The following is a 21,451-nucleotide window of genomic DNA, read 5'->3' as shown; positions in this document are numbered from 1 at the left end:
ATGAGTCACTTCGCGGTCGTTTCGCCGCCTTTTTATAGCCATGTGCAAGCCTTGCAAAATGTCTCACACGCGTTGATAGCGCGAGGCCACCGTGTGACCTTTATCAATCAAATTGACGTTCAGACTTTAGTTAGCACGCCCGCTATTCAGTTCCGTCCTGTTGGATTGACTAGCCATCCCGCAGGTAGCCTGGCGCACACCTTAAAACTGGCGGCGCATCCTCTTGGCCCCTCCATGCTGCGCCTGATCACTGAAATGGCCCGTACTACCGATATGTTGTGTCGGGAATTGCCTGCTGCGCTAACTGCATTAGCGGTTGATGGTGTGATCGTTGATCAAATGGAACCTGCCGGTGCTTTAGCCGCAGAAGCGCTGGGGTTGCCTTTCGTTTCGGTTGCCTGCGCATTACCGCTGAATCGTGAAGCCGATTTGCCGTTGGCCGTCATGCCGTTTGATTACAAAAATGATGACTATGCCAAAGAGCGCTATGCCACCAGCGAGAAAATATATGACTGGTTGATGCGCCGTCACGATCGCGTGATTGCTCAACATGCCAACAATTTCGGCCTGACGCCGCGAAATAAGCTGCACGAATGTTTATCCCCGCTGGCGCAAATCAGCCAGTTGATCTCAGAGCTCGATTTCCCGCGTTACGCCCTGCCCGAGACTTTCCACGCCGTCGGCCCGCTACGCTCGCTTACGCAATCCACTTCATCCGCTGAAAACTATTTTGATGATAACGACAAGCCGCGCATTTTTGCCTCGCTGGGCACGTTGCAAGGCCACCGCTATGGCTTATTTAAAACCATTGCGCGCGCCTGTCAGGAAGTGGATGCACAGCTGCTGCTGGCGCATTGCGGTCGCCTTTCACCTTTTCAGGCGGAAAAGCTGGCGCATAACAGCCATACGCGCGTCGTGGATTTTGCCGATCAGTCGGCGGCTCTGGCACAAGCGCAAGTGGTGATTAGCCATGGCGGACTCAACACTGTGTTGGATGCGGTAAATCATCTCACGCCGCTGTTGGCGTTGCCGCTGGCGTTTGATCAGCCCGGTGTTGCCTCACGCATTGTTTATCACGGCATTGGACGAAGCGCTTCACGCTTCACCACCAGCCATGCAATGGCGCGCCAACTGCGTTCGCTGCTGAGTAACGATCACTATCGTCAGCGCATGCGCACGTTACAGCCCGCGCTGCGCCAGGCGGGCGGAAGTGAAACCGCGGCGGCCATTATTGAACAGGCAGTCAACACGCGCCGTCCGGTGTTGCATCCCGCATTTAAAGGAAGCCTGTATGCAACCGCATTATGACCTTATTTTTGTTGGCGCTGGATTAGCAAACGGCTTGATTGCACTGCGCTTACAGCAGACGCATCCTGAACTTTCGCTGTTGCTGATTGAAAGTGAACAGCAAGCGGGTGGCAATCATACCTGGTCCTTTCATGCCGACGATCTCACGCCGGAACAGCATCGCTGGATCGCTCCGCTGATTGCCCACTCCTGGACGCACTATCACGTGCGGTTTCCGCAACGCACTCGCCGTCTTAACAGCGGCTATTTTTGTGCTACCTCACAGCATTTTGCCCGCGTGCTGTATGAGCGATTTAGAGACAACTTGCTGACGCACACTCAGGTAACGGCAATCACGCCGGTGAGTGTGCAACTCGAAGATGGACGTATGATTACCGCCGATGCGGTGATTGACGGGCGCGGCTACCAGCCGGATGACGCCCTGCTGGTGGGTTTTCAGGCTTTTGTCGGTCAGGAATGGCAGCTTAAGCAACCGCACGGCTTAACGGCGCCAATCATCATGGACGCCACAGTTGACCAGCAGCAAGGCTATCGCTTTGTTTATACCTTGCCGCTCTCTGCAACCCGATTGCTGATTGAAGATACGCATTACATCGATAACGCGACGTTAAACGCTCCGCAGGCGCGCCAGCACATCAGCGCTTACGCAGCGCAACAGGGTTGGCAGCTTGACCGGTTAATGCGCGAGGAGCAAGGCGCGTTGCCCATTACGCTGACCGGTGATCACCAGGCATTTTGGCAGCAACGTCCGCTGGCCTGTTCAGGATTACGTGCCGGTCTTTTTCATCCCACCACCGGTTACTCCCTGCCGCTGGCTGTCGCCCTGGCCGATCGTATTGCTGCAAGCAGCCGCTTTTCCGCTTCATCGCTACAGGATCTCATCCGCCACTTTGCCCACGAAGCCTGGCAGAAACAGCGTTTCTTTCGCATGTTGAATCGCATGTTGTTTTTAGCTGGACCGGCCGATCAGCGCTGGAAAGTGATGCAGCGTTTTTACGGATTACCGGATGGCCTTATTGCCCGCTTTTATGCGGGAAAATTAACCTTGCCCGATATGGCACGCATTCTTAGTGGCAAACCGCCGGTCCCTGTCGTGGCAGCTTTGCAGGCTATTTTGACTACACCTTCCCGTCTACGAGCGATACGATGAAAAAAACTGCAGTAATTGGCGCAGGCTTTGGTGGCCTCGCATTGGCTATTCGCCTTCAGGCGGCAGGTATTCCTACCCTTTTACTTGAACAGCGCGACAAGCCTGGCGGTCGCGCTTACGTTTATCAGGATCACGGTTTTACTTTTGATGCCGGGCCAACGGTAATCACCGATCCCAGCGCGATAGAAGAGTTGTTTACGCTGTCTGGCAAACAGATGAAAGAGTATGTCGATCTGCTGCCGGTCGCGCCGTTTTACCGTTTGTGTTGGGAAAATGGCAACATTTTTAATTACGACAACGATCAAGCGCAGCTTGAGCAGCAGATAGCGCAATTTAATCCGCGTGATGTCGAAGGTTATCGCCAGTTTTTGGATTACTCCCGCGCCGTTTTTAAAGAAGGTTATCTGAAACTCGGGACGGTGCCGTTTTTATCCTTCCGCGACATGATCCGCGCCGCGCCGCAGCTTGCGCGTTTGCAGGCCTGGCGCAGCGTTTACAGCAAAGTCGCAAGCTATATCGAAGATGAACATTTGCGGCAGGCTTTTTCCTTCCACTCATTGCTGGTAGGCGGGAATCCTTTTGCCACTTCCTCGATTTACACGTTGATTCATGCACTTGAGCGTGAATGGGGCGTCTGGTTCCCGCGCGGCGGCACCGGCGCGCTGGTCAATGGCATGGTGAAATTGTTCGAAGATTTGGGCGGTGAAGTCGCGTTGAATGCAAAAGTCAGCCGGTTAGAAACTGAAGGCGAAAACGTCAAAGCGGTACATTTGCAGGATGGTCGCGTATTCCCCACACGTGCCGTCGCGTCGAATGCCGATGTGGTGCATACCTACAATGACTTGCTCAGCGAGCATGCGGGTTCAACTGCGCAGGCCCGTTCGCTTAAGGGCAAACGCATGAGCAACTCGCTGCTTGTCCTCTACTTCGGCTTAAATCACCATCACGATCAGTTGGCGCATCACACCGTCTGTTTCGGCCCGCGCTATCGCGAATTGATTGATGAGATATTTAATCATGACGGCTTGGCTGAGGATTTTTCGCTTTATCTTCATGCGCCTTGCGTCACCGATCCGTCGCTTGCGCCAGCGGGTTGTGGCAGTTACTACGTGTTAGCGCCGGTACCGCATCTGGGAACAGCCAATCTCGACTGGTCGGTAGAAGGCCCACGCCTGCGCGATCGCATCTTTGACTACCTTGAGCAGCACTACATGCCGGGACTGCGCAGCCAGTTAGTGACGCACCGCATGTTCACCCCTTTCGACTTCCGCGACGAATTAAACGCTTACCAAGGTTCGGCGTTTTCAGTTGAGCCGATTCTTTCGCAAAGCGCCTGGTTCCGCCCACACAACCGCGATAAGCATTTGCATAATCTTTATTTGGTGGGTGCCGGTACGCATCCAGGTGCAGGCATTCCTGGCGTCATCGGGTCGGCCAAAGCCACCGCAGGGTTAATGCTGGAGGATCTGGCATGAATAATCCGTCATTACTCGACCACGCGGTGGAAACCATGGAAGTAGGCTCGAAAAGCTTTGCAACCGCGTCAAAGCTATTTGATACCAAAACCCGTCGCAGCGTATTAATGCTCTATTCCTGGTGTCGTCATTGCGACGATGTGATTGACGATCAGCAATTGGGCTTTGCTTCAGACATCGTCTCATTGCAAACGCCAGAGCAACGTTTAGCCCAGCTTGAAGTTAAAACGCGTCAAGCCTATGCCGGATCGCAAATGCATGAGCCCGCTTTTGCGGCTTTTCAGGAAGTCGCAATGGCGCACGATATTTTACCTGCTTATGCTTTTGATCATCTCGAAGGCTTTGCCATGGATGTACGTGAAGTGCGCTATGAAACATTCGATGACACGCTGCGTTATTGCTATCACGTGGCGGGCGTTGTGGGATTGATGATGGCGCAGATTATGGGGGTACGAGACGCCGCGACGTTGGATCGCGCCTGCGATTTGGGGCTGGCGTTTCAGCTCACTAATATTGCGCGTGACATAGTTGATGATGCGCAAGTCGGCCGCTGTTATTTACCCGAACAGTGGTTGCAGCAAGTGGGTTTAAACGGCATTAACTATGCCGCTCCAGAAAATCGTCAGGCATTAAGCCGGGTCGCAAGGCGCTTAGTCAAAGAAGCGGAACCTTATTATCATTCGGCAACCGCTGGATTAGCGGGCTTGCCACTGCGTTCAGCTTGGGCGATTGCGACAGCAAAAGGGGTTTATCGCAAAATTGGGGACAAAGTGAATCAGGCGGGCAAAAAGGCGTGGGATCGTCGCCAGTCCACCAGCAAGCCCGAAAAGTTAGCGTTGCTGGTGTCGGCTTCAGGTCAGGCGGTTATGTCTCGGATGATGACTTCGCCGCCACGCCCTGCTCATCTTTGGCAGCGTCCGCATTAGATTTTTTACCGTGCCGCTCTCTTAGCGTCGCCTGCAATTTAGACAGCGGCGGCGCATAGAGGAAACCAAACGAAACGCAGCCCTCTTTACCGCGCACAGCATGATGCATGCGGTGCGCCATATATAAACGTTTGAAGTAGCCACGGCGTGGAACATAGCGGAACGGCCAGCGCTGATGCACTAACCCATCGTGAACAATGAAATACATTATGCCGTACAGCGTCATTCCCGCGCCAATCCACTGCAGCGGCCACATCCCTTCACTTCCCAGATAAATCAGCAAAATTGCCAAGCCGGCAAAGGCAACTGCGTAAAGATCGTTGAGCTCAAACCAGCCTTTATGCGGCTCATGATGCGACAGATGCCAACCCCAACCCCAGCCGTGCATGATGTATTTATGCGCCAGCGCGGCAGCAATTTCCATGCCTACGACAGTAACCAATACAATCAAGGCATTCCAAATCCACAGCATAGTTTCTCCAGTAGGTGCTTCCTGCAATGGGCATGAGTGCGCAATATCACTATTTTATCGCCGTGTTCAATTTTAACAGAGAATTGATAAAGCAGAGGAGAGAGCGGAAATTGGCGCGCCAAAAGGCGCGCCTGCCGTTAAAAATCAGCTTTGAGGACAATACGATAATTGGCCTTACCGGCACGCAGGTGATCCAGCGCGTCGTTGATTTTTGACATGGGGAAGTATTCCACTGTTGGCGCAATATTAGCGCGTCCAGCCAGTTTCAACAGCTTACGCAATTGACCCGGCGATCCGGTGGACGAACCCGTCACCGCATGGTCGCCAGTAATCAGACTAAAAGCAGGCACTTCGAATGGCTTCATTACTGCACCCACGGTGTGGAACTTGCCGTTCGGTGCCAGAGCATTAAAGTATGGCTGCCAATCAAGGTCAACTGCCACCGTACTGATAATCAGGTCAAACTGGCCTGCCAGCGCTTTTAAGGCTTCTGGATCGCGGCTGTTCACAACATGATCCGCACCCATGTCCAGAATCGCCTGCGTCTTGCTGGCTGATGAACTGAATGCAGTAACTTCGGCTCCAATCGCACGCAAAATTTTAATCGCGATATGGCCCAATCCACCAATGCCGATCACACCTACGCGGCTGGAAACAGAGACGTTATGCATCAGCAACGGTTTGAATACAGTGATGCCGCCACACAGCAGAGGTCCCGCAGTTGCGACGTCCAGTTTTTCTGGCAGCGGAATAGCCCATTGCCAGTTAGCGCGCAGCGAACTGGCAAAACCACCATGATTGCTGATCGTAGAGACTTTACCCTGCTGGCAATTTACCTGCTCGCCGTTGATACACGCGTCGCAGTGCTGACAGCTTTTTGCGAGCCAGCCAATGCCAACACGCTGACCAAGGCTCAGTCCCTTGTTTTTTGCACTGTCACCCAGCCCAACAACACGACCAATCACTTCGTGACCCGCCACCAAAGGATACGTAGACGCGCCCCATTCGTTATCGATCATCGATAAATCGGAATGGCATACGCCGCAATACTCCACTTCAACTTCAACGTCTTCTGCATCAAGTGGGCCTGCATCGTAGTCGTATCGTTCAAGTGCCTGACCGGCTTGCATCGCAGCATAGCTTTTAACTGTCATAGATTACCTCTGTTTAGAAATCGGCTTTTGCCGTAAGCGTGTTCGCTACTGTCACGAACTTCCCACCACCCAAATGGTGTAATGTGTGTAAATCACGGTTGTCAGCATCGAAATGCCAACGCCCGTCAAAGAAAACTCGACTGTCAGCCGCCGCTGCGACCACTTCGCCAAACAGAGTGTCATACGCCTGTTGCGCTTCTGTTTCTGGCAGCAGACGGCATTCAAGCCAGGCGACACAACTCTCTTCCAGTAATGGCATGCCAAGTTGCGGTCCCTTAATGGCCTGAAGAGTAAAATCGCTGAATTTATCTTTATCGCGTCCTGATACGCTGCCCACGGCATACGTGAGATCGACGAATGCGGCTGCCGGCACGCAAATGCCAAAGGCGCCACCTGATTCGATCAGCTCACGCGACCAGGTTGCTTTGTCTACCACAATAGCGATGCGCGGCGGGGTAAACTCAACCGGCGTAGACCAGGCCGCAGCCATGACATTACGGCGCTGTGATGTGGGATCTTGACTGGTAATAAGAATCGTAGGTCCGTGATTAAGCAGACGGCTGGCGTGTTCTAACGCCACCGGGCGGAAATGCGACATGGAACATCCTTTAATGCGGAAATAGGTAAAGCATAACCTGAAGAACAGGTCATAAACTGCTGTAAATGCGTCACATTAACGGATTTTGTGCCGCATCCACTTGCCGCATCGTGCCCCATGAAAATAAGATCACAGCAGATCGTGATTCAGCGGCGTTCGAAACGCATGTCGCGCCGCGCTCATTAATTGGCTGGCTGTTACCGTGGCGGGTAATCGCATCAATATTTTGCTCGCCTGCCAGTAACACAGCACCATTGTTTCATCATCTTCGATCTCTGCCAGTTCACGCAGCCTGGCGCGCAATGACAACACGTTCAATGTTTGATGTTCATCTAGCATGTCAGCGATGGTCTGATTAATGATGTGATGGAGGGTTTTCCAGGACAGATCTGTGTGCAAAATTAACCTCTTTTAAGGCTTATTGGCTCCGGGCAAATGAACATAAAAATTCGCTGCAGAAAACCTGCAACGCAAAAGCAGAGAAGTATGGCAATAACTATAGACGCTTCTGGCTGCTGTCGCCGGGATGCAAAGGCATAAATTTAAAGCCGCTGAGTTTACCGATTTTTAACGCCTTTTGTCCTGTTTTAAACCTGACTTTTAGTCACGATAAAGCGAGCGCTAAAATTCTTGTAACAGATCTGCAGTAAACTTAACGGGCTGATACGACTAAGATTTGTTGATACGTCTGCTTTTCATCCTCCCTTAAATAAAGGAAAAATCATGAGCCAGAATGCCACACTCTCTGCCGATCCGCTGGTTTGGGGCCACGGCCCCCACATTTTTGAAGTGTTTCTGGAACCTACCTGCCCTTTCTCGGTCCGCGCTTTTAACAAATTTGACGCGCTGCTGAGCGAAGTGGGTGAGGAGAAAATGACACTGAAAATTCGCTTACAATCACAGCCCTGGCATCTCTTTTCAGGCGTGATTGTGCGCTACATTCTGGCGGCCTCTTTTCAGGGTAAAGAAGCAGCAAAAGCAGTGATGAAAGCCGTTGCCGATCATCGGGAAGAATTTGAATTTACCGATCATTGTAGCGGTCCTAACATGGATGCTACGCCTCATCAGATCCTTGCTCGCCTGAAAGATTACAGCGGAATTGATGCGTATGAGATATTCGCGCGCGCCGATCTGCAAACCGAGATCAAATGGCATTGCAAATATGCACGCCAGAACGGCATCCACGTTTCACCCACTTTTATGATTAACGGCTTGGTGCAGCCCGATATCGGCAGCGGTGATGACATTACTGACTGGGCTAAACGCATCCTGGCTTAATCAATGCTGCCCATTATCACCAAGATTGTTGATAATGGGCGCATATTTCAACGCCCTAAACTTAAGGATTCAGCGATGGCATTGACGCTCGAACAATTAAAAATCAAATATCCCAACGCCCTTGCCTGGCCGTTTGGCGATTCAGCCGAGTTGGCTAATCAGCTTGCTACATTAGTGATCGCCGGTAAAAAGGTCGCCAGCTGCGGCTCTTTGCAATCCTGGAACGCAGATGACCACAAACCGCAGCCTGGCAGCTACAGTATTATCCTCAACGGCAATAATCAGCCGGTCTGTGTTATTCGCACTACCGGCTTGTTCCTGACACGTTTTGATCGCGTAACGCCTGAAATGGCGATGCTGGAAGGCGAAGGCGATCTCAGCCTTGATCACTGGAAGCAAGAGCATCAGCGCTTTTTCCAAAACGAAGGCAGTTTTCATCCTGAGATGGAACTGGTATTTGAGACCTTTCAATTAACTGAAGTGGTATAAATTCACCGATCAGGATTGATAAAAGTACACGATGAGGTTTAGAAAATAAGTGTGATGTTATGCAAACTTTCACGTTACGCTAAACCTCATTAATTGACCCTTTTTATGTGTGATTCTGAGGCTTAGGCTAATGCCCTCCCTGAAAGCGAGTAGCAGCGCGGATTGAGCACGCCGTACCAATAACCATTAACCGCCATGTTGGCTTGCATAATGGTTAGTAGTATTAATTTCAATGCACGATCTTCATTATCTGGCAGCCCGCTATTAGAACTCATCCGCGACCAACAGAACATTGCCACTCTTCGTATTGACAATGAACGGTAACAAAGCGGAGGGAGAGCTTTCCCTATTGGGAAAATAACATTCACGGCTAAATGCGTCTCTACTGATAAATGCAGGTCTTAATGCACGCATTACTCACGCAATGTTTAACATTGATTCGCTGCAATTATTGCTAATCGGCGATGCCCACGTTGCTCCAGTGCCTGCGCAGCCTTAGCCGCACGCATTCCGCTGGCACACACCAGTACAATGCGCTGTTTTTCAGGCGCCTGCCAGGCTGCGAGCTCATCAGGCAACAGACGCAGAACGTCGTCAGCGATGCTGGTTGGCGCTTCCATAACACTGCGCAAATCAATAATACAATCTTCAGGCGTAAGCAGTTGTAGGTCGATAAACGGCACGCCGGGATGCGCCGGCTCCTCCGCATAATCAAAGCGGAACTGCCTCACGTGCCACTCGACAAAATCGCACTTAATCATACAACCGAGGGGCGACGGCTTGAGTTGCAGCAAGATGCTGAGCGCCATTTGTGCCTGTAATGCACCAAGCGTTGCCACGGCTGGCCCCATTACGCCCGCGGTATTGCAGTTAGCGGATGCAGTAGGCAACTGAGGGAAAAGTGCCCGATAGCTCGGTGCATCTGCACAGAAGCTACCGACATAACCTGTTCGGCCCAGTACCGAGGCGCAGACCAGCGGAATATGGCGCGGATAGCAGACGTCAGAGAGTTGATAGGTAATAGCGAAATTATCAGCCGCGTCGATCACAATATCGATGCCATCAAGCGCATGACTTATCATACTGGCGCGCAGTGTGTGCGGATGTGCTTCTACAATCGATTCGGGATTGCGCTGCGCTAGCGCCCGCTGGGCGCATACTGCTTTTGATTGACCCACATCTGCCATGCCAAACAGCGTTTGCCGGTGAAGATTATGCAGTTCAACCACGTCACCGTCGTAAAGCTTTATAAATCCTACCCCTGCGCCCACCAGCAGCGGCAGTAGTGTTGATCCCAAGCCACCCGCACCAACCACCAGCACGCGTGCGCTTGCCAGACGCTGCTGCCCGGCATCGCCTATTTCCGGCAGCATCGATTGCCGCTGATAACGACTCATCTTTTATCCTCAACTGAACTCGGCCAAACCGAAAATGGGTGTAGAAGCGGCTGCCATGTCGCGGCGTTCCATCATCCCTGCCTGCTGCGCTTCCAGGCCAGCATGGATTGCTGAGGCAAACGCACCCGCCATACGCACCGGATCGCGTGCTTTTGCCACAGCCGTATTGAGCAGGATCCCGTCAAAACCCATTTCCATCGCCTGTGCCGCCTGGCTCGGCGCGCCAATGCCGGCATCAATGATCAACGGAATGCCTTTGAACCAGGCACGCATAGAACGCAATCCTTCGATATTGCGTAATCCCTGACCGGAACCGATAGGCGCGCCCCAAGGCATCAATAATTCACAGCCCGCTTCCAGTAATTTTTCGCCAACAATAAGATCTTCCGTGGTGTAAGGGAAAACGTTGAAACCGTCGGCGCAAAGAATGCGTGCGGCTTCGACCAAGGCAAAAGGATCGGGTTGCAGCGTGTCGGCATGCCCAATGACCTCCAGTTTTATCCAGGATGTATTGAAGAGTTCGCGTGCCATTTGCGCGGTGGTTACCGCCTCTTTGACTGTGTGACAACCGGCAGTGTTAGGCAGAATTCGCGTGTTCAGCGACTTCAACAGTTCACGGAATGCACCACCTGCATTGCCCTCGCGGCGCAGGCTAACCGTAATAATTTCAGTGCCCGATGCGCTAATCGCTTGCGCCAGCACATCAGGCGACGGATAACCGGCGGTTCCCAGTAAAAATCGCGACTGGGGTTGGAAATCGTAAAACATACTTAACCTCCCTGCATCGGTGACAAAATTTCTAGCTGACAACCTGCGGTGATGTGCTGAGCGTCGTAGCGAGATCGCGGTACAAATTCACCGTCCACGGCGCTGGCGACGCAGCTGGCATCTATCTGCTGTTCTTGAAGCAGTTCTGCCAAGGTGTTGGCTTCCGTTTCGATCGGACGACCATTAAGTTGAATACGCATTACAAAACCTCCTGGGCCAGTTGCTGCATCAGTTTTTCAGCCATAATGGGTGCCAGCAAAAAACCATGCCGATACATACCGTTTAAGGAAAATATGCCGTGTTGGTAGCGAACCTCAGGCAGGTTATCGCGATAGGCGGGACGCAGACCGGTGCCGCTTTCAACAATGCGAGCTTCAGCCAGTGCCGGATGAAGGGTGTACGCCGCGCTAAGCAATTCCATCATGGCGCGCGCGCTGATTGGGCTGTCGTCATGACTTTCCACCATGGTGGCACCCAGCATAAAGCGCCCTGCTGCTCGCGGCACCAGATAGCAAGGGAATCGAGGGTGTAACAGGCGAACCGGGCGCGAGAACTGAATTTCATCAGTTTGCAGGATCAGCATTTCACCGCGCACAGCGCGCAGTGCAGGCTGGTCTTCGGCAGCGTGGATGCCGCGACAATCAATGATTTTTCCGCTGGGTTCGCCGTTATGAAAAGAGACATTGGACTGCAGCAATTTTGCGCGCAGTTGCTGCATAGCATCACGTGGATTTAGGTGCGCTTCGCCTGAAAAGAACAAGCCGCGTGCGAAGCGATTTTCCAACGCAGGTTCGATTTCGCCCGGTGCAACCCATTGATGCTCCGACGTCATTTTTGCGAAGCGCGTCAGTTCCAGGCTATCACGCGGCGGCGCAATAACTAACGTGCCGTTATGTTCAACGCCATCAACACGTTTTGACCACCACGCAGCGGAATGCTGTCCCCAATCGATAACCGCTTGAGGTGCGCTTTCAGCTTCGCACCAAGGTGCAAGCATGCCGCCAGCCCAATGCGAAGCCGGAAGACATTCCTCTTTGCTGATCACTTCGACGGATTCACCCTGTTCGACCAGCAGCGTGGCGACACATAAACCTGACACACCGCTGCCTAAAACCGACCAGCGGCTCATGATGCGGAGTCTGCGAGTAAAGCAGTTACATTGGGAGAGTTCATCACATTGGCCTCGTCGTTTAACAGCGAAGACCCGTGATACATGAAAGGAAAAAAGGCGAGAGCAGTGCGGATCGGCCCTTGCGGCAAGGAGCTCAACGCACTGAGATCCAGGTCTTCCTACGCCAGTATCAACTGGGTCAGGTTCTAAGGGTCGCTAAGCCGCGCATTGCGCTATTAGCCTCTCAGTCTCTTCGGCGAGACTCCCCTGACGGGTTCTAGTTTTATTTTAAGGACGGGGATTCGTCAAGGGCACGTGAAGGAAATCCTGATTAAAAACGTCACTCATCCTTGAATGAACGTGATCAAATAAAAGAACGTTATCCCGCGTTGCGCTGGAAATGGCTGTTTACAAAGGCGCGACAACGTGGCGATACAGGGTCGAGGAATACCTGCTCCGGTGCGCCAGATTCCTCCACGATTCCTTGATGCAGAAACACCGCTTTGTTCGATACTTCGCGGGCGAAACCCATTTCATGGGTCACGATGATCATGGTGCGCCCCTCTTCCGCCAGGCTGCGGATTACGCGCAACACCTCTCCTACCAGTTCTGGATCGAGTGCTGAAGTCGGTTCATCAAACAGGATCGCTTTTGGTTGCTGCGCCAGCGCACGCGCAATCGCAACGCGCTGTTGTTGCCCACCCGAAAGTTGTGAAGGCCAGGCATCGCGCTTTGCATACAATCCCACTTTGTGCAGCAACGCTTCGGCTTCTTCAATCGCCTCTTTGTGACTGCGCTTTTGCACATGCACCGGCGCTTCAATAATATTTTGCATCACGGTTTTATGCGGCCACAGATTAAAACTTTGAAACACAAAGCCAAGCTGCATACGCATCAGCTTGATGCGACGACGCTGCTCACGGCTGAGCTTTTCCTCCGTGTTATCGATAGAGACGATTTCATCGCCCACCGAAATCTCACCAGCCTGAGGCACTTCCAGGAAAGGAATGCAACGCAGCAAGGTACTTTTACCGGAGCCACTGGCGCCAATCAGCGAAATAACATCACCGTCGTGTGCCGTCAGGCTGATATCGTGCAGCACTTCATGGCCCGCGTAACTCTTTCTGAGATGACTCAGCATAATCGTGGGTTTGGTCATGACCGCGCTCCAAAATAGTAAGGTGATAAACGTCGTTCCAGCATCGAGACGCCTTTGCTAACCAGCATGGTAAGCAGCAGATAAATCACGGCGGCGCTCAGGAACACTTCCAGTGCGCGGAAAGTGGACGAAACAATGGAATCCGCAATACCGGTCATCTCCATCAGGCTGATAGTGCTGACCAGCGAAGTGGCTTTGATCATTGAGATGATCTCATTGCTGTAGGCCGGTAATGCCTGGCGAATGGCAATGGGTAGCGTGATGCGAGTGAAGATTTTATGCGACGACATGCCAGAAACTTTTGCCGCTTCCAGTGACTGTATGCTGACGGCACGCAAGCCGCCACGCAAGATTTCTGAGGTATACGCCGCATCGTTGAGGATCAGCGCCAGTAATCCGCACCAGTAAGGATCGCGCAGCAACGGCCAAAAAATACTTTCACGAATGGCGGGTAAGCTGCCCAAGCCGTAATAAACCATAAAGATTTGGATCAGCAGCGGTGTGCCGCGAAACAGCCAAACGTAGAAGCGGCAAACGTAACTGCCGATGTGCGTTTGACGCAGCAGATTAAGCAGCAGCGCCAGGATAGCGCCGCCGAGCAAGGACAGAACCGCCAAATTAATGGTCAGCGGCAATCCTTTGAGCAACGCCAGTAGCGTTTCCTGCAAGAAAGTGAAATCCACGTGGGCTCCTTAAAGATTCGCGCGCTGTTGGCCGCGCAGGGCAAATTTTTCCACGTAGCGGAAAACCAAGTCTGAACAGGTGGTGATGATCAGGTAAATCACGGCCCCGACGCTGTAGAAGAAGAAGGACATCTGCGTTGAGTTAGCGGCGGTGGAAACCTGATTCATGGTTTCGACCAAACCGGTTACCGACACCAATGCCGACTCTTTAATCACCGATTGCCACTGATTTCCCATGCCGGGAAGCGCGGTGCGCAGCGCCTGTGGCACGATCATTCTACGGAACATCATCAGACGTCCCATGCCCGTCACCGTTGCGGCTTCCAGCGTGCCTTTTGGAATAGCGTAAAAGGCGCCACGAAATACGCTGCTCTGATAAGCCCCGGAAATCAGTCCAATTGCAATTGCGCCTGCGATAAAACCATTAACGTCGAACGGCCCCTGAAAACCCAGCGCGGTGCCAACAGAAGAAACCACCTGACGTCCACCAAAGTAGAACAGGTAGATCACCAGCAACTCAGGTACACCACGAAATACTGTGATGTAGCCCGCTGCCAGCCGCTGTTGCCAGCGCGAACCGGCGATCTGCATCCAGCACAGTAAACTGCCTAAAATAGCGCCCAGAAACCAGGCGCACAGAGAAACAGTGACAGTAACCGTGGCGGCGTTAAGCAACACGCCGCCCCAACCTTCATCACCGAAGCCAAGTATTTGCCAATCAATATTCATAAACATAGGCAATTAGGCTTTTGGTGCGACGTCTTCGCCAAACCATTTAATGGAGAGTTTGCTCAGCGTGCCGTCTTTAATCATGGATAACAGCGCCTCATCCAATGCCGCTTTCAGCTCGGCATTGCCTTTACGCAAACCAATTGCTGAACCCGCTCCCAGCACGCCACCCGTAAAACCGTAGCCGCTGCTGCTGATAGCGTCGGTGTGTTTTTTCACAAACGCATTAAGATTGGTACGCGAGGCCATAACCGCATCAACACGGCCATTCATCAGGTCGGCGAAAGTTTCCGGGCCAGCTTGATAGGTACGAATTGTCGCAACGTCGCCCAGATACTTTTGTAAGAAATCAGCCTGAATTGTGGCGACCTGCACGGCAATGGTTTTGCCTTTGAAGGTGGCTTTCAAATCATCAATAGACTTTTTCATGCCAGCTTCATCGTCAGCGGCAACCACAGTACCGGTGCCCGGCAACGAAGCTAAAGGTGAGGTTTTTGCTGTGACAAAGCTGGAAATGCTGACGGTATATTCGTGGGTGAAATCGATCGCTTCGGCACGTTTAGGCGTAACAGTGACCGCATCAATGACGGCATCATATTTACCGTCAATCAGGCCGGGAATCATACCTGACCATTTTTGCGCAATAATTTCATATTTGAAACCCGCACGTTTTGCCAGCTCCGCCACCATATCGGGTTCATAACCAACAATTTTGCCGCTTGGCGTAGTTTGGTTAAACGGCGGATACGCGGCTTCAGTTGCAAATTTCAACGTACCAAAATCTTTAGCATACGTAAGCGCTGACGTACTCAGCAGAACCATTCCCAGGGAGACAGCAAACAAGCCTTTACGCATCATCATCTAAACCTCAATTTTTTATATTAGGAGAGCAAGTCAATCGCGAGGCGTGTTAACGCCTGCGTCCCGGCGGCAATACTGCGTTCATCCGGTTGATAATCGGAGTTATGCAGATGATCGTCGCGTCCAGGCGTAGCAGAACCAATATGAATCTGGCATCCCGGAACGCGTTCAGTAAACAGTGAAAAATCTTCCGCGCCAAAGCTGGCGCTGGGTTTTGCGATGATCGGCTTATCAAATTGATGCGAGAGAATGGTTTCCAGCGTATCGATCAATGTGTCATCGTTCATTAATGGCGGAACGCCGCGCTGATAGTTGACCTCAATCCGCACGTTTTGCGCCAAAGCGACACCTTCGCACATCCGCTTGAACGATGCTTCCATATCAGCACGCACTTGTGGCGATTTGGTGCGGATGGTGCCCTGAAACAGGCAGCTGTCGGGAATAATATTATGCGTGGCGCCGCCCTGAATATGACCAATCGTCAGCACTGCGGAGTGCGCGGGGTCACGCTCGCGTGAAATGATGGTCTGCAGTTGGCTGATCAAATGCACGGTGGCGATGATGGGATCGCTGCCCATGTGTGGACGTGCCGCATGGGTGGAAACGCCATGAACCGTCACGTCAAACTCATCGCTGGATGCGGTGCTCGCACCGCGCGTTAACGCGATTTCACCGGCTGCCAGCTCTGGTTTATTGTGCAGCGTAATCGCCCAGTCAATGCCTTCGGCTGCACCATCGGCAATCATCGCTTCTGCACCGCTGTCAGGCGTCTCTTCTGCTGGCTGAAAAATCAGGCGTACCGTGCCTTTTAGCTGTTGACGATAGTGCGGCAAAATAGCGGCTACGCCGAGCAGCGTCGCGGTATGAATATCGTGACCACAGGCGTGCATTTTTCCGGGATAGGTGCTGCTGAACGGCAAACCCGTTTGTTCTTGAATCGGTAGTGCGTCCATGTCAGCACGCAGCAGCACGACTTTGCCCGGCTCAGCGCCATGAATATCTACCATCACGCCGGTTCTGCCTACGCCGGTTTTGGGCTGCAAACCCAAAGCCAGTAATTGTTGCGTGACCAAATTGGCCGTGCGAACCGTATCAAAACCTAATTCGGGATGTGCATGAATATCACGACGAATCGCCACTAAATGGGATTCAAGTTCTTTTACTCTGGCGTTGATTTCCTCGGCCAGCAGCTTTTTATCTTCATTCATAGCAGGCTCGATAATAAGGTGTCAGCGTTGTTTTCCGCGGACAGGATAATATTTAAGGCGGTTATAAGCCGTTTTGTGAAATTTGCGACCGTTTATTTATTCACAGCACGTCAGATAAAGCAATGCAGAATCGAGCCGATTACAAGCTTAAAAATCAATGAGATAGGGTAAGTGAATGGGGAATCGAAGAATAATGCGGCGGATAAACAATATTATTAATAATTAATCTCGCCGCATAAATTTAACTACTTATGTTACTGAACAATTAGGCTGGCTCAGGTTGTGAAAAAGTCGCCAGCAACGGGTTTGGATACGCGAGGTGGCGATACGTTGCGTGCCGTTAATTATATGTCATGGTAAACGTGGCAGAGGCGTTTGTCTTTCCGCCAGCGATGGAAGCAGCCGTCTGATAATAACGCGCGGTTAACGGTAGCAGTAAATTCCCTGTCATTGTCGCGGTGCCAAAGTTCAGCTCGGTACCGAGATCCACCGGCGTGCCGTCTTTAAGCAGCTGAATCCCTATGCCTGACGCCTGGTCCGTACCGGCGTTGAGAGCCAGTACGCCTGTCGGACCCGCGAGTTTTCCATCCAAAGTCATTTTTACCTGCGTGCCCGAAGCGCAGTTTACCCCGACAGTAAAGTCTTTGGGTTTCGCAACCGAGCCTACGCCGCTGAAATCCGCTTCCACAGCGTTATCCAACCTAACGTTAATGACCGTGTTATTAATGGAGCAGGCAACGGGAATGATATAGGTGTCGCTCCCCAGATAGGCCGTAGCATGAAACTCCGGGTAGGAAACAATTTCGTACTTTATGAGCGTTCCCGCTATCACCCGCCCGGCCCCGACGCTACCCGGCACAGTTTTGACCAGCTGTGCCACTATACCTTCTCCATCTAAATAAAAATTCTCGTTAGGAGACATATCATCCAAAGTAGGGAATTTTGTAGAAGGCTCCCCTATACGAAGGCCCACGCCACGGATATTCGTGTTATAGACATTATTCCCGTAAGCACTGAGTGTGGGAAAGCTTAAGAGCGTCCCCTGTATGGCGTAGGCGCTATCGCAGACAAACAAAGCCTGCGACCCGTGATAACCGTCCGTTCTGGCAACGGCAAGAACGGTACCCACCGGAGCGTCCGCCCGCACCATCACGCTGCCAAAGGTGAGCGGTTTGTTCTCAGGTGCGGATATCCCGGCTCCCCAATTACAGGCTGCCATTGCCGACTCAGACAGAATAAATAATGGGGATAGGATCAGACTGAGCAACAATGCTTTCGCTTTTTTATCAGATGTGGTCATGGGTAACTCCTTATTCGCAGAGCGCAGTGACGATTTTCACAGCGACGGTTTGTTTTGTTTGCGCAGGCAGGGTGAAGGCGGCCTGGCACTGCTGCGTTGCGCCACTGCCCCATGACACGTTTAACCTGCCGCTTAGCGGCACGCCGCTCAGATATACCTGGCCGCCATCTCCCACGATCCCACTGTTGCCAGCGTCGCCGTCAAGGGTCGCCATGGCGCCAAACGGGACCGGTCCTGCGCTGCGGTTAAGGTTGACCAGCACGCGGCTGCCGGTGCGGGTTTTAAAATCGGCCAGCACCAGCGCGCCCTTCGTCGGCACCACCGACGACGTGGCGGTATCGATGTCCATGTCTTCGCCGTACGTACCGGTATCAAGCGCAATGCGGTTATGGCGGTAGGTTGAGGCGTAAGGCACCACACTGTAGCCACGCCAGTCGGTTTTCACTCCGGTGTGGTTTTCAACCCTGACGCCGTCTGCGCCCGGCGCGCGGACCAGCACGGCCGTCTCACCGGTGGCCTGACCAAACGTGACGCCGTACGGGTGCACCACCACCGAGCCCTGTGCACCATAGTTCACCTGGCGGGCATTGCTGGCGTAGTTATAACCGGCGCTGACTTCGCCGTAGGTACCTTTATAGGTGCCGCTCAGGTCGCCACCATAGCCCTGACCGCGACGGTCATAGCGCTGCTGAACCCTATAGTTCAAGTTGTTATCTTCAAGCGCCGTGCCACTCAAGCCGGCATTGTGCGTGGTGCCGCCGCTCTTACTGCGGGTCAGGCCATAGCGTGCCCAGCTGCCCGCCATAAACCGGTCAAGCGGGATCTGCACGCTGAACGCCAGCTGGCGGTCTTCGCTGCCCAAGCCCGGCGTTCGAGACAGGGTATAGTTCAAGCCGTAGTTAACACCGCCATGGGTCAGATAATAGCCGGCTGAAATATTGCGCTCACTGCCGGTTTGCTGCCAGTAGTCCTGCTGCGAGGCAGAGATATAAACGCTGCCGTACTCTCTAAGCGACTGGTTAAGGTTGAGCATCGCCTGGCTGCGTTTGTTGTACCGTAAACGCCATACCTCATCCTGGCGGACGTCCACTTCGTTCGCTTCCTGCATGCTGAAGAAGCCTGACGTGGAGTAGCGATAACCTGCCAGCGTGAAGGTGGTGCCTGTCGCGGCAATATCTTTGGCGTATTGAAAGCGGAAAGACTGGCCGCGGTGCGTGGAGTCATCGCGTAATGTGGCCTGTGCCTGCGTTGCATCCATGGAGACAGAGCCCCAGTGACCAAAGCTGTGCCCCAGTCCCAGCGCCGCTGACTGATAGTTGCCAGACGCCTGCACCCCGCCGTACACCGTGCTGGACAGGGGCAGGCCATAAATTGCCGTTCCCTGTACAAAATTCGGCGTATTGCCGCTCAGGTAAGCGGTACGGTAGCGCCCCGCCGTCGCGGCATATTTCAACTGCCCTTCGCGCTGCATGATAGGCACCGCGGAGAAGGGCTGCAGAGAGACCCGCTCTGAACCGTCAGCTTCGCGGATAACCACTTCCAGATCCCCGCTCGAAGCGGTCGGATACAGGTCAGTAATGGTGAACGCACCCGGCGCCACGTAAGTCTGGTAAATCACGTAACCGTTCTGGCGCACTGTCACCTGCGCGTTAGACTGCGCAATGCCACGGATAACCGGAGCAAAACCGCGCAGGCTGTCGGGCAGCATATTGTTGTCAGACACCAGCTGCACGCCCCTAAACGGCACGCTGTCAAACACCTCGCCAGGCGTGGCGCTGTCGCCGAGGGTCAGCTGGCCTTTTAAGGGCTGCACGTCACGTTGTGCGTACGTACTGATACTCTGCCAGCTGGCTCTCTTCTGCCCGCTGCCTGTATAGGTGGAATAGTTACGCAGGCGCCAGGCACCGGCGTTAAAGCCGCTGCGCAAATTGAAGAAGTTACTGCGGCTGCGGCCCGTGCCGTAGTCAGTGTTGGCCCCGCTATAGCTGTAGTTCAGCCGGGCCGAGGTCAGCCCCTGATCCCACAACGCAGGGTTAACAGCATTACGGGCCTCAATGTTCAGCGCCGCCTGCGGAATGCTCACGTCAAGGCGCTGCTGGCTGAAATCAAAGCGGCTGTCGGCGTCAGGGATAAGCTCACCCAGGTTGCTCAGCGCCTGGTCCTGACGCATCAGATTCAGCAACGGGAAGGCTTCATTTTTCACCCCCATCGCGCTTAATTCGGCGGGCGTGAATTCGGGCAGCAGCCTGCCCCCGTCGTCGACAAACGTGACGTCGCGGGTGCCGACCTGGTTGCCGTTGAGATAAACATCGACGAGATAGATGCCGGGCAACTGCCCGCCAGCGGTGGAAAACTGCCTGAGGTCACTTTCGGCCGCGCTGCTCTCTTTTAATTCCAGCGCAGCAGGGTCGAAATAGTCTGCAGCGGCAGCGGGTGAAGCCGCCAGACAGAGGCCGGATAAAATACCGGCAGCCACAAAACAGGCTACTGTCGAATAAGGCAACCCGCTGACCGCCTGAATTTCGTCCTGAAACGTATTGTTAATAGGGTGACGCATTGATTTTATTATTGATTTTTTTATCTTTGAGGTCATCGTTCATATTCCCGCTTGGTGATTTTCAGGCGCAGCCGCTCAGGCCCGGCAGAAAAATCAGCCGGGCGGAGTAAGGATTAGCTAAAAGGAGGGGTGGTTAATTACAGCTGACGCGTCTCGGCGCCGGTCACACCACCAAAGTCATTTATGGCTGTCCAGCTGACTGAACCGCCTCTGGCCTTCATTAACGGCAGCTCCAGGACGGATTTCGGGGCGATCATGCCCGGCGCTTTCAGTGGCGTGCCGCCCACGGTGATGCTGTTAAACGAGACGTAATAGGGCGTGGGATTCGTGATAACCAGCCTGTCACCGCGAACGGCAAACGCCAGCTTCTTATAGGCACTGCCGGCATTCTCTTTCAGCGCGGACGGACGGTAGAACAGTTTGATTTTGGTCTTGACGGAGATGAGTAAGCGGTTTGTGTCGGTGCTTTCAGACGCCGGAATAGACTTGATGTTTGCCCAGAACACTGACTCCCGGTCTTCCGGTAAGCTTCCGCCCGTGCGCACAATGCGGACAATGTTTTCTTTGCCCGCATCGAGGCGAAACAGCGGGGGCGTAATAATAAACGGGGGCTTGTCTGCCGTGGCTTCCGGATAGGTTTCCACCCATGACTGAATCAGGAAGGGTGCTGTTTTTTCAGGGTTCTTTACCGAAATGGAGGTCTCTTTTTTATCCGCATGATAAATAATGCGCGTCCCACCGATAATCACGCCCGCCTGGGCGGACTGCAGCGCGGCTAAACCAAGAAGACTCAAAAAACACAGGCCCGTTAATAAGCGAGACATCTTT

22 protein-coding genes and 1 riboswitch are annotated in these 21,451 nt (G+C 53.1%); of the genes, 6 read left to right on the top strand and 16 right to left on the bottom strand.

The window, feature by feature from the left end; translation table 11 throughout:
* The 4 genes from ACF2G4_RS19595 to crtB are packed head-to-tail and all read left to right on the top strand — an operon-like array spanning position 1 to position 4,859.
* Entirely contained in the window at positions 1-1,308 is a 1,308-nt protein-coding gene (locus ACF2G4_RS19595) for a glycosyltransferase (RefSeq protein ID WP_409075997.1), read from the top strand.
* On the top strand, positions 1,292-2,458 hold the full coding sequence (crtY, locus tag ACF2G4_RS19590) for a lycopene beta-cyclase CrtY (RefSeq protein ID WP_243079268.1): 1,167 nt from the start codon (positions 1,292-1,294) through the stop codon (positions 2,456-2,458). The genes ACF2G4_RS19595 and crtY overlap by 17 nt, the downstream gene beginning before the upstream one ends.
* On the top strand, positions 2,455-3,933 hold the full coding sequence (locus tag ACF2G4_RS19585; RefSeq protein ID WP_409075996.1) for a phytoene desaturase: 1,479 nt from the start codon (positions 2,455-2,457) through the stop codon (positions 3,931-3,933). The genes crtY and ACF2G4_RS19585 overlap by 4 nt, the downstream gene beginning before the upstream one ends.
* Positions 3,930-4,859, top strand: coding sequence for a 15-cis-phytoene synthase CrtB (gene crtB / locus ACF2G4_RS19580; protein ID WP_409075995.1), 930 nt, complete (start codon positions 3,930-3,932; stop codon positions 4,857-4,859). Before ACF2G4_RS19585 ends, crtB begins: the two co-directional genes overlap by 4 nt.
* Here the strand turns inward: crtB and ACF2G4_RS19575 are convergent.
* From ACF2G4_RS19575 to ACF2G4_RS19560, 4 genes are all read right to left on the bottom strand, one after another.
* Positions 4,798-5,331, bottom strand: coding sequence for a sterol desaturase family protein (locus ACF2G4_RS19575; RefSeq protein ID WP_409075994.1), 534 nt, complete (start codon positions 5,329-5,331; stop codon positions 4,798-4,800). The two genes, crtB and ACF2G4_RS19575, sit on opposite strands and share 62 nt — an antisense overlap.
* A 137-nt stretch (positions 5,332-5,468) precedes the next feature.
* A complete protein-coding gene (locus ACF2G4_RS19570) occupies positions 5,469-6,485 on the bottom strand; it encodes an NAD(P)-dependent alcohol dehydrogenase (RefSeq protein ID WP_409075993.1) in 1,017 nt (338 codons plus the stop codon).
* A 13-nt stretch (positions 6,486-6,498) separates the two neighbouring features.
* Positions 6,499-7,083, bottom strand: a complete 585-nt coding sequence (locus ACF2G4_RS19565) for a flavin reductase family protein (protein ID WP_409076212.1) — start codon at positions 7,081-7,083, stop codon at positions 6,499-6,501.
* A gap of 129 nt (positions 7,084-7,212) precedes the next feature.
* A complete protein-coding gene (locus ACF2G4_RS19560) occupies positions 7,213-7,482 on the bottom strand; it encodes a hypothetical protein (protein WP_215848547.1) in 270 nt (89 codons plus the stop codon).
* 324 nt (positions 7,483-7,806) lie between these two features.
* Here ACF2G4_RS19560 and ACF2G4_RS19555 point away from each other — a divergent pair, with 324 nt between their 5' ends.
* Together ACF2G4_RS19555 and ACF2G4_RS19550 are read left to right on the top strand one after the other, a co-directional pair.
* Positions 7,807-8,361 (top strand): DsbA family protein, encoded by a 555-nt coding sequence (locus tag ACF2G4_RS19555; protein WP_409076211.1) that lies wholly within the window; start codon positions 7,807-7,809, stop codon positions 8,359-8,361.
* Between the two features lie 75 nt (positions 8,362-8,436).
* Entirely contained in the window at positions 8,437-8,850 is a 414-nt protein-coding gene (locus tag ACF2G4_RS19550; RefSeq protein ID WP_215848545.1) for an ASCH domain-containing protein, read from the top strand.
* A gap of 428 nt (positions 8,851-9,278) precedes the next feature.
* Here the strand turns inward: ACF2G4_RS19550 and ACF2G4_RS19545 are convergent, their stop codons facing one another.
* From ACF2G4_RS19545 to ACF2G4_RS19490, 12 genes are all read right to left on the bottom strand, one after another.
* On the bottom strand, positions 9,279-10,247 hold the full coding sequence (locus tag ACF2G4_RS19545; RefSeq protein ID WP_409076210.1) for a ThiF family adenylyltransferase: 969 nt from the start codon (positions 10,245-10,247) through the stop codon (positions 9,279-9,281).
* A 9-nt stretch (positions 10,248-10,256) separates the two neighbouring features.
* The gene (locus tag ACF2G4_RS19540) at positions 10,257-11,015 is read right to left on the bottom strand and encodes a thiazole synthase (protein WP_409076209.1); all 759 of its coding nucleotides are present in this window, start codon (positions 11,013-11,015) and stop codon (positions 10,257-10,259) included.
* 2 nt (positions 11,016-11,017) lie between these two features.
* A complete protein-coding gene (gene thiS / locus ACF2G4_RS19535) occupies positions 11,018-11,215 on the bottom strand; it encodes a sulfur carrier protein ThiS (protein ID WP_215848542.1) in 198 nt (65 codons plus the stop codon).
* Positions 11,215-12,144 carry an FAD-dependent oxidoreductase gene (locus ACF2G4_RS19530; protein ID WP_409076208.1) on the bottom strand — a complete coding sequence of 310 codons (930 nt, stop codon included), beginning with the start codon at positions 12,142-12,144 and terminating at the stop codon, positions 11,215-11,217. The genes thiS and ACF2G4_RS19530 overlap by 1 nt, the downstream gene beginning before the upstream one ends.
* A 141-nt stretch (positions 12,145-12,285) precedes the next feature.
* Positions 12,286-12,405, bottom strand: a riboswitch (TPP riboswitch).
* Between the two features lie 100 nt (positions 12,406-12,505).
* Positions 12,506-13,285, bottom strand: coding sequence for an ABC transporter ATP-binding protein (locus ACF2G4_RS19525; protein ID WP_243079274.1), 780 nt, complete (start codon positions 13,283-13,285; stop codon positions 12,506-12,508).
* Entirely contained in the window at positions 13,282-13,968 is a 687-nt protein-coding gene (locus tag ACF2G4_RS19520) for an ABC transporter permease (protein WP_243079275.1), read from the bottom strand. The genes ACF2G4_RS19525 and ACF2G4_RS19520 overlap by 4 nt, the downstream gene beginning before the upstream one ends.
* 9 nt (positions 13,969-13,977) lie before the next feature.
* Positions 13,978-14,703: an ABC transporter permease subunit gene (locus ACF2G4_RS19515; protein ID WP_332626937.1), complete on the bottom strand. Its 726-nt coding sequence runs from the start codon at positions 14,701-14,703 to the stop codon at positions 13,978-13,980.
* Between the two features lie 6 nt (positions 14,704-14,709).
* Positions 14,710-15,558, bottom strand: coding sequence for a transporter substrate-binding domain-containing protein (locus tag ACF2G4_RS19510; RefSeq protein WP_243079277.1), 849 nt, complete (start codon positions 15,556-15,558; stop codon positions 14,710-14,712).
* Positions 15,559-15,578: 20 nt separating this feature from the next.
* Positions 15,579-16,766 carry a M20 family metallopeptidase gene (locus tag ACF2G4_RS19505; protein ID WP_243079278.1) on the bottom strand — a complete coding sequence of 396 codons (1,188 nt, stop codon included), beginning with the start codon at positions 16,764-16,766 and terminating at the stop codon, positions 15,579-15,581.
* Positions 16,767-17,106: 340 nt separating this feature from the next.
* Entirely contained in the window at positions 17,107-18,066 is a 960-nt protein-coding gene (locus ACF2G4_RS19500; protein WP_409076207.1) for a fimbrial protein, read from the bottom strand.
* 10 nt (positions 18,067-18,076) lie between these two features.
* A complete protein-coding gene (locus ACF2G4_RS19495; protein WP_409076206.1) occupies positions 18,077-20,623 on the bottom strand; it encodes a fimbria/pilus outer membrane usher protein in 2,547 nt (848 codons plus the stop codon).
* 137 nt (positions 20,624-20,760) lie between these two features.
* Complete coding sequence (locus ACF2G4_RS19490; RefSeq protein WP_332626934.1) at positions 20,761-21,447, bottom strand: molecular chaperone; 687 nt, start codon at positions 21,445-21,447, stop codon at positions 20,761-20,763.
* Positions 21,448-21,451: the final 4 nt, after the last annotated feature.

It is taken from the genome of Pantoea phytostimulans (assembly GCF_046118715.1).
In the GTDB taxonomy this organism is placed as follows: Bacteria; Pseudomonadota; Gammaproteobacteria; order Enterobacterales; family Enterobacteriaceae; genus Pantoea; species Pantoea phytostimulans.
This window is presented reverse-complemented; position numbering and strand designations above follow the sequence as displayed.

Excerpts from the sequence above, each read along its gene's own strand:
- ACF2G4_RS19595 (WP_409075997.1), top strand. The coding sequence starts at position 1 with ATGAGTCACTTCGCGGTCGTTTCGCCGCCTTTTTATAGCCATGTGCAA.
- crtY (WP_243079268.1), top strand. The coding sequence starts at position 1,292 with ATGCAACCGCATTATGACCTTATTTTTGTTGGCGCTGGATTAGCAAAC.
- ACF2G4_RS19585 (WP_409075996.1), top strand. The coding sequence starts at position 2,455 with ATGAAAAAAACTGCAGTAATTGGCGCAGGCTTTGGTGGCCTCGCATTG.
- crtB (WP_409075995.1), top strand. The coding sequence starts at position 3,930 with ATGAATAATCCGTCATTACTCGACCACGCGGTGGAAACCATGGAAGTA.
- ACF2G4_RS19575 (WP_409075994.1), bottom strand. The coding sequence starts at position 5,331 with ATGCTGTGGATTTGGAATGCCTTGATTGTATTGGTTACTGTCGTAGGC.
- ACF2G4_RS19570 (WP_409075993.1), bottom strand. The coding sequence starts at position 6,485 with ATGACAGTTAAAAGCTATGCTGCGATGCAAGCCGGTCAGGCACTTGAA.
- ACF2G4_RS19565 (WP_409076212.1), bottom strand. The coding sequence starts at position 7,083 with ATGTCGCATTTCCGCCCGGTGGCGTTAGAACACGCCAGCCGTCTGCTT.
- ACF2G4_RS19555 (WP_409076211.1), top strand. The coding sequence starts at position 7,807 with ATGAGCCAGAATGCCACACTCTCTGCCGATCCGCTGGTTTGGGGCCAC.
- ACF2G4_RS19550 (WP_215848545.1), top strand. The coding sequence starts at position 8,437 with ATGGCATTGACGCTCGAACAATTAAAAATCAAATATCCCAACGCCCTT.
- ACF2G4_RS19545 (WP_409076210.1), bottom strand. The coding sequence starts at position 10,247 with ATGAGTCGTTATCAGCGGCAATCGATGCTGCCGGAAATAGGCGATGCC.
- ACF2G4_RS19540 (WP_409076209.1), bottom strand. The coding sequence starts at position 11,015 with ATGTTTTACGATTTCCAACCCCAGTCGCGATTTTTACTGGGAACCGCC.
- thiS (WP_215848542.1), bottom strand. The coding sequence starts at position 11,215 with ATGCGTATTCAACTTAATGGTCGTCCGATCGAAACGGAAGCCAACACC.
- ACF2G4_RS19530 (WP_409076208.1), bottom strand. The coding sequence starts at position 12,144 with ATGAGCCGCTGGTCGGTTTTAGGCAGCGGTGTGTCAGGTTTATGTGTC.
- ACF2G4_RS19525 (WP_243079274.1), bottom strand. The coding sequence starts at position 13,285 with ATGACCAAACCCACGATTATGCTGAGTCATCTCAGAAAGAGTTACGCG.
- ACF2G4_RS19515 (WP_332626937.1), bottom strand. The coding sequence starts at position 14,703 with ATGTTTATGAATATTGATTGGCAAATACTTGGCTTCGGTGATGAAGGT.
- ACF2G4_RS19510 (WP_243079277.1), bottom strand. The coding sequence starts at position 15,558 with ATGATGATGCGTAAAGGCTTGTTTGCTGTCTCCCTGGGAATGGTTCTG.
- ACF2G4_RS19505 (WP_243079278.1), bottom strand. The coding sequence starts at position 16,766 with ATGAATGAAGATAAAAAGCTGCTGGCCGAGGAAATCAACGCCAGAGTA.
- ACF2G4_RS19500 (WP_409076207.1), bottom strand. The coding sequence starts at position 18,066 with ATGACCACATCTGATAAAAAAGCGAAAGCATTGTTGCTCAGTCTGATC.
- ACF2G4_RS19495 (WP_409076206.1), bottom strand. The coding sequence starts at position 20,623 with ATGCGTCACCCTATTAACAATACGTTTCAGGACGAAATTCAGGCGGTC.
- ACF2G4_RS19490 (WP_332626934.1), bottom strand. The coding sequence starts at position 21,447 with ATGTCTCGCTTATTAACGGGCCTGTGTTTTTTGAGTCTTCTTGGTTTA.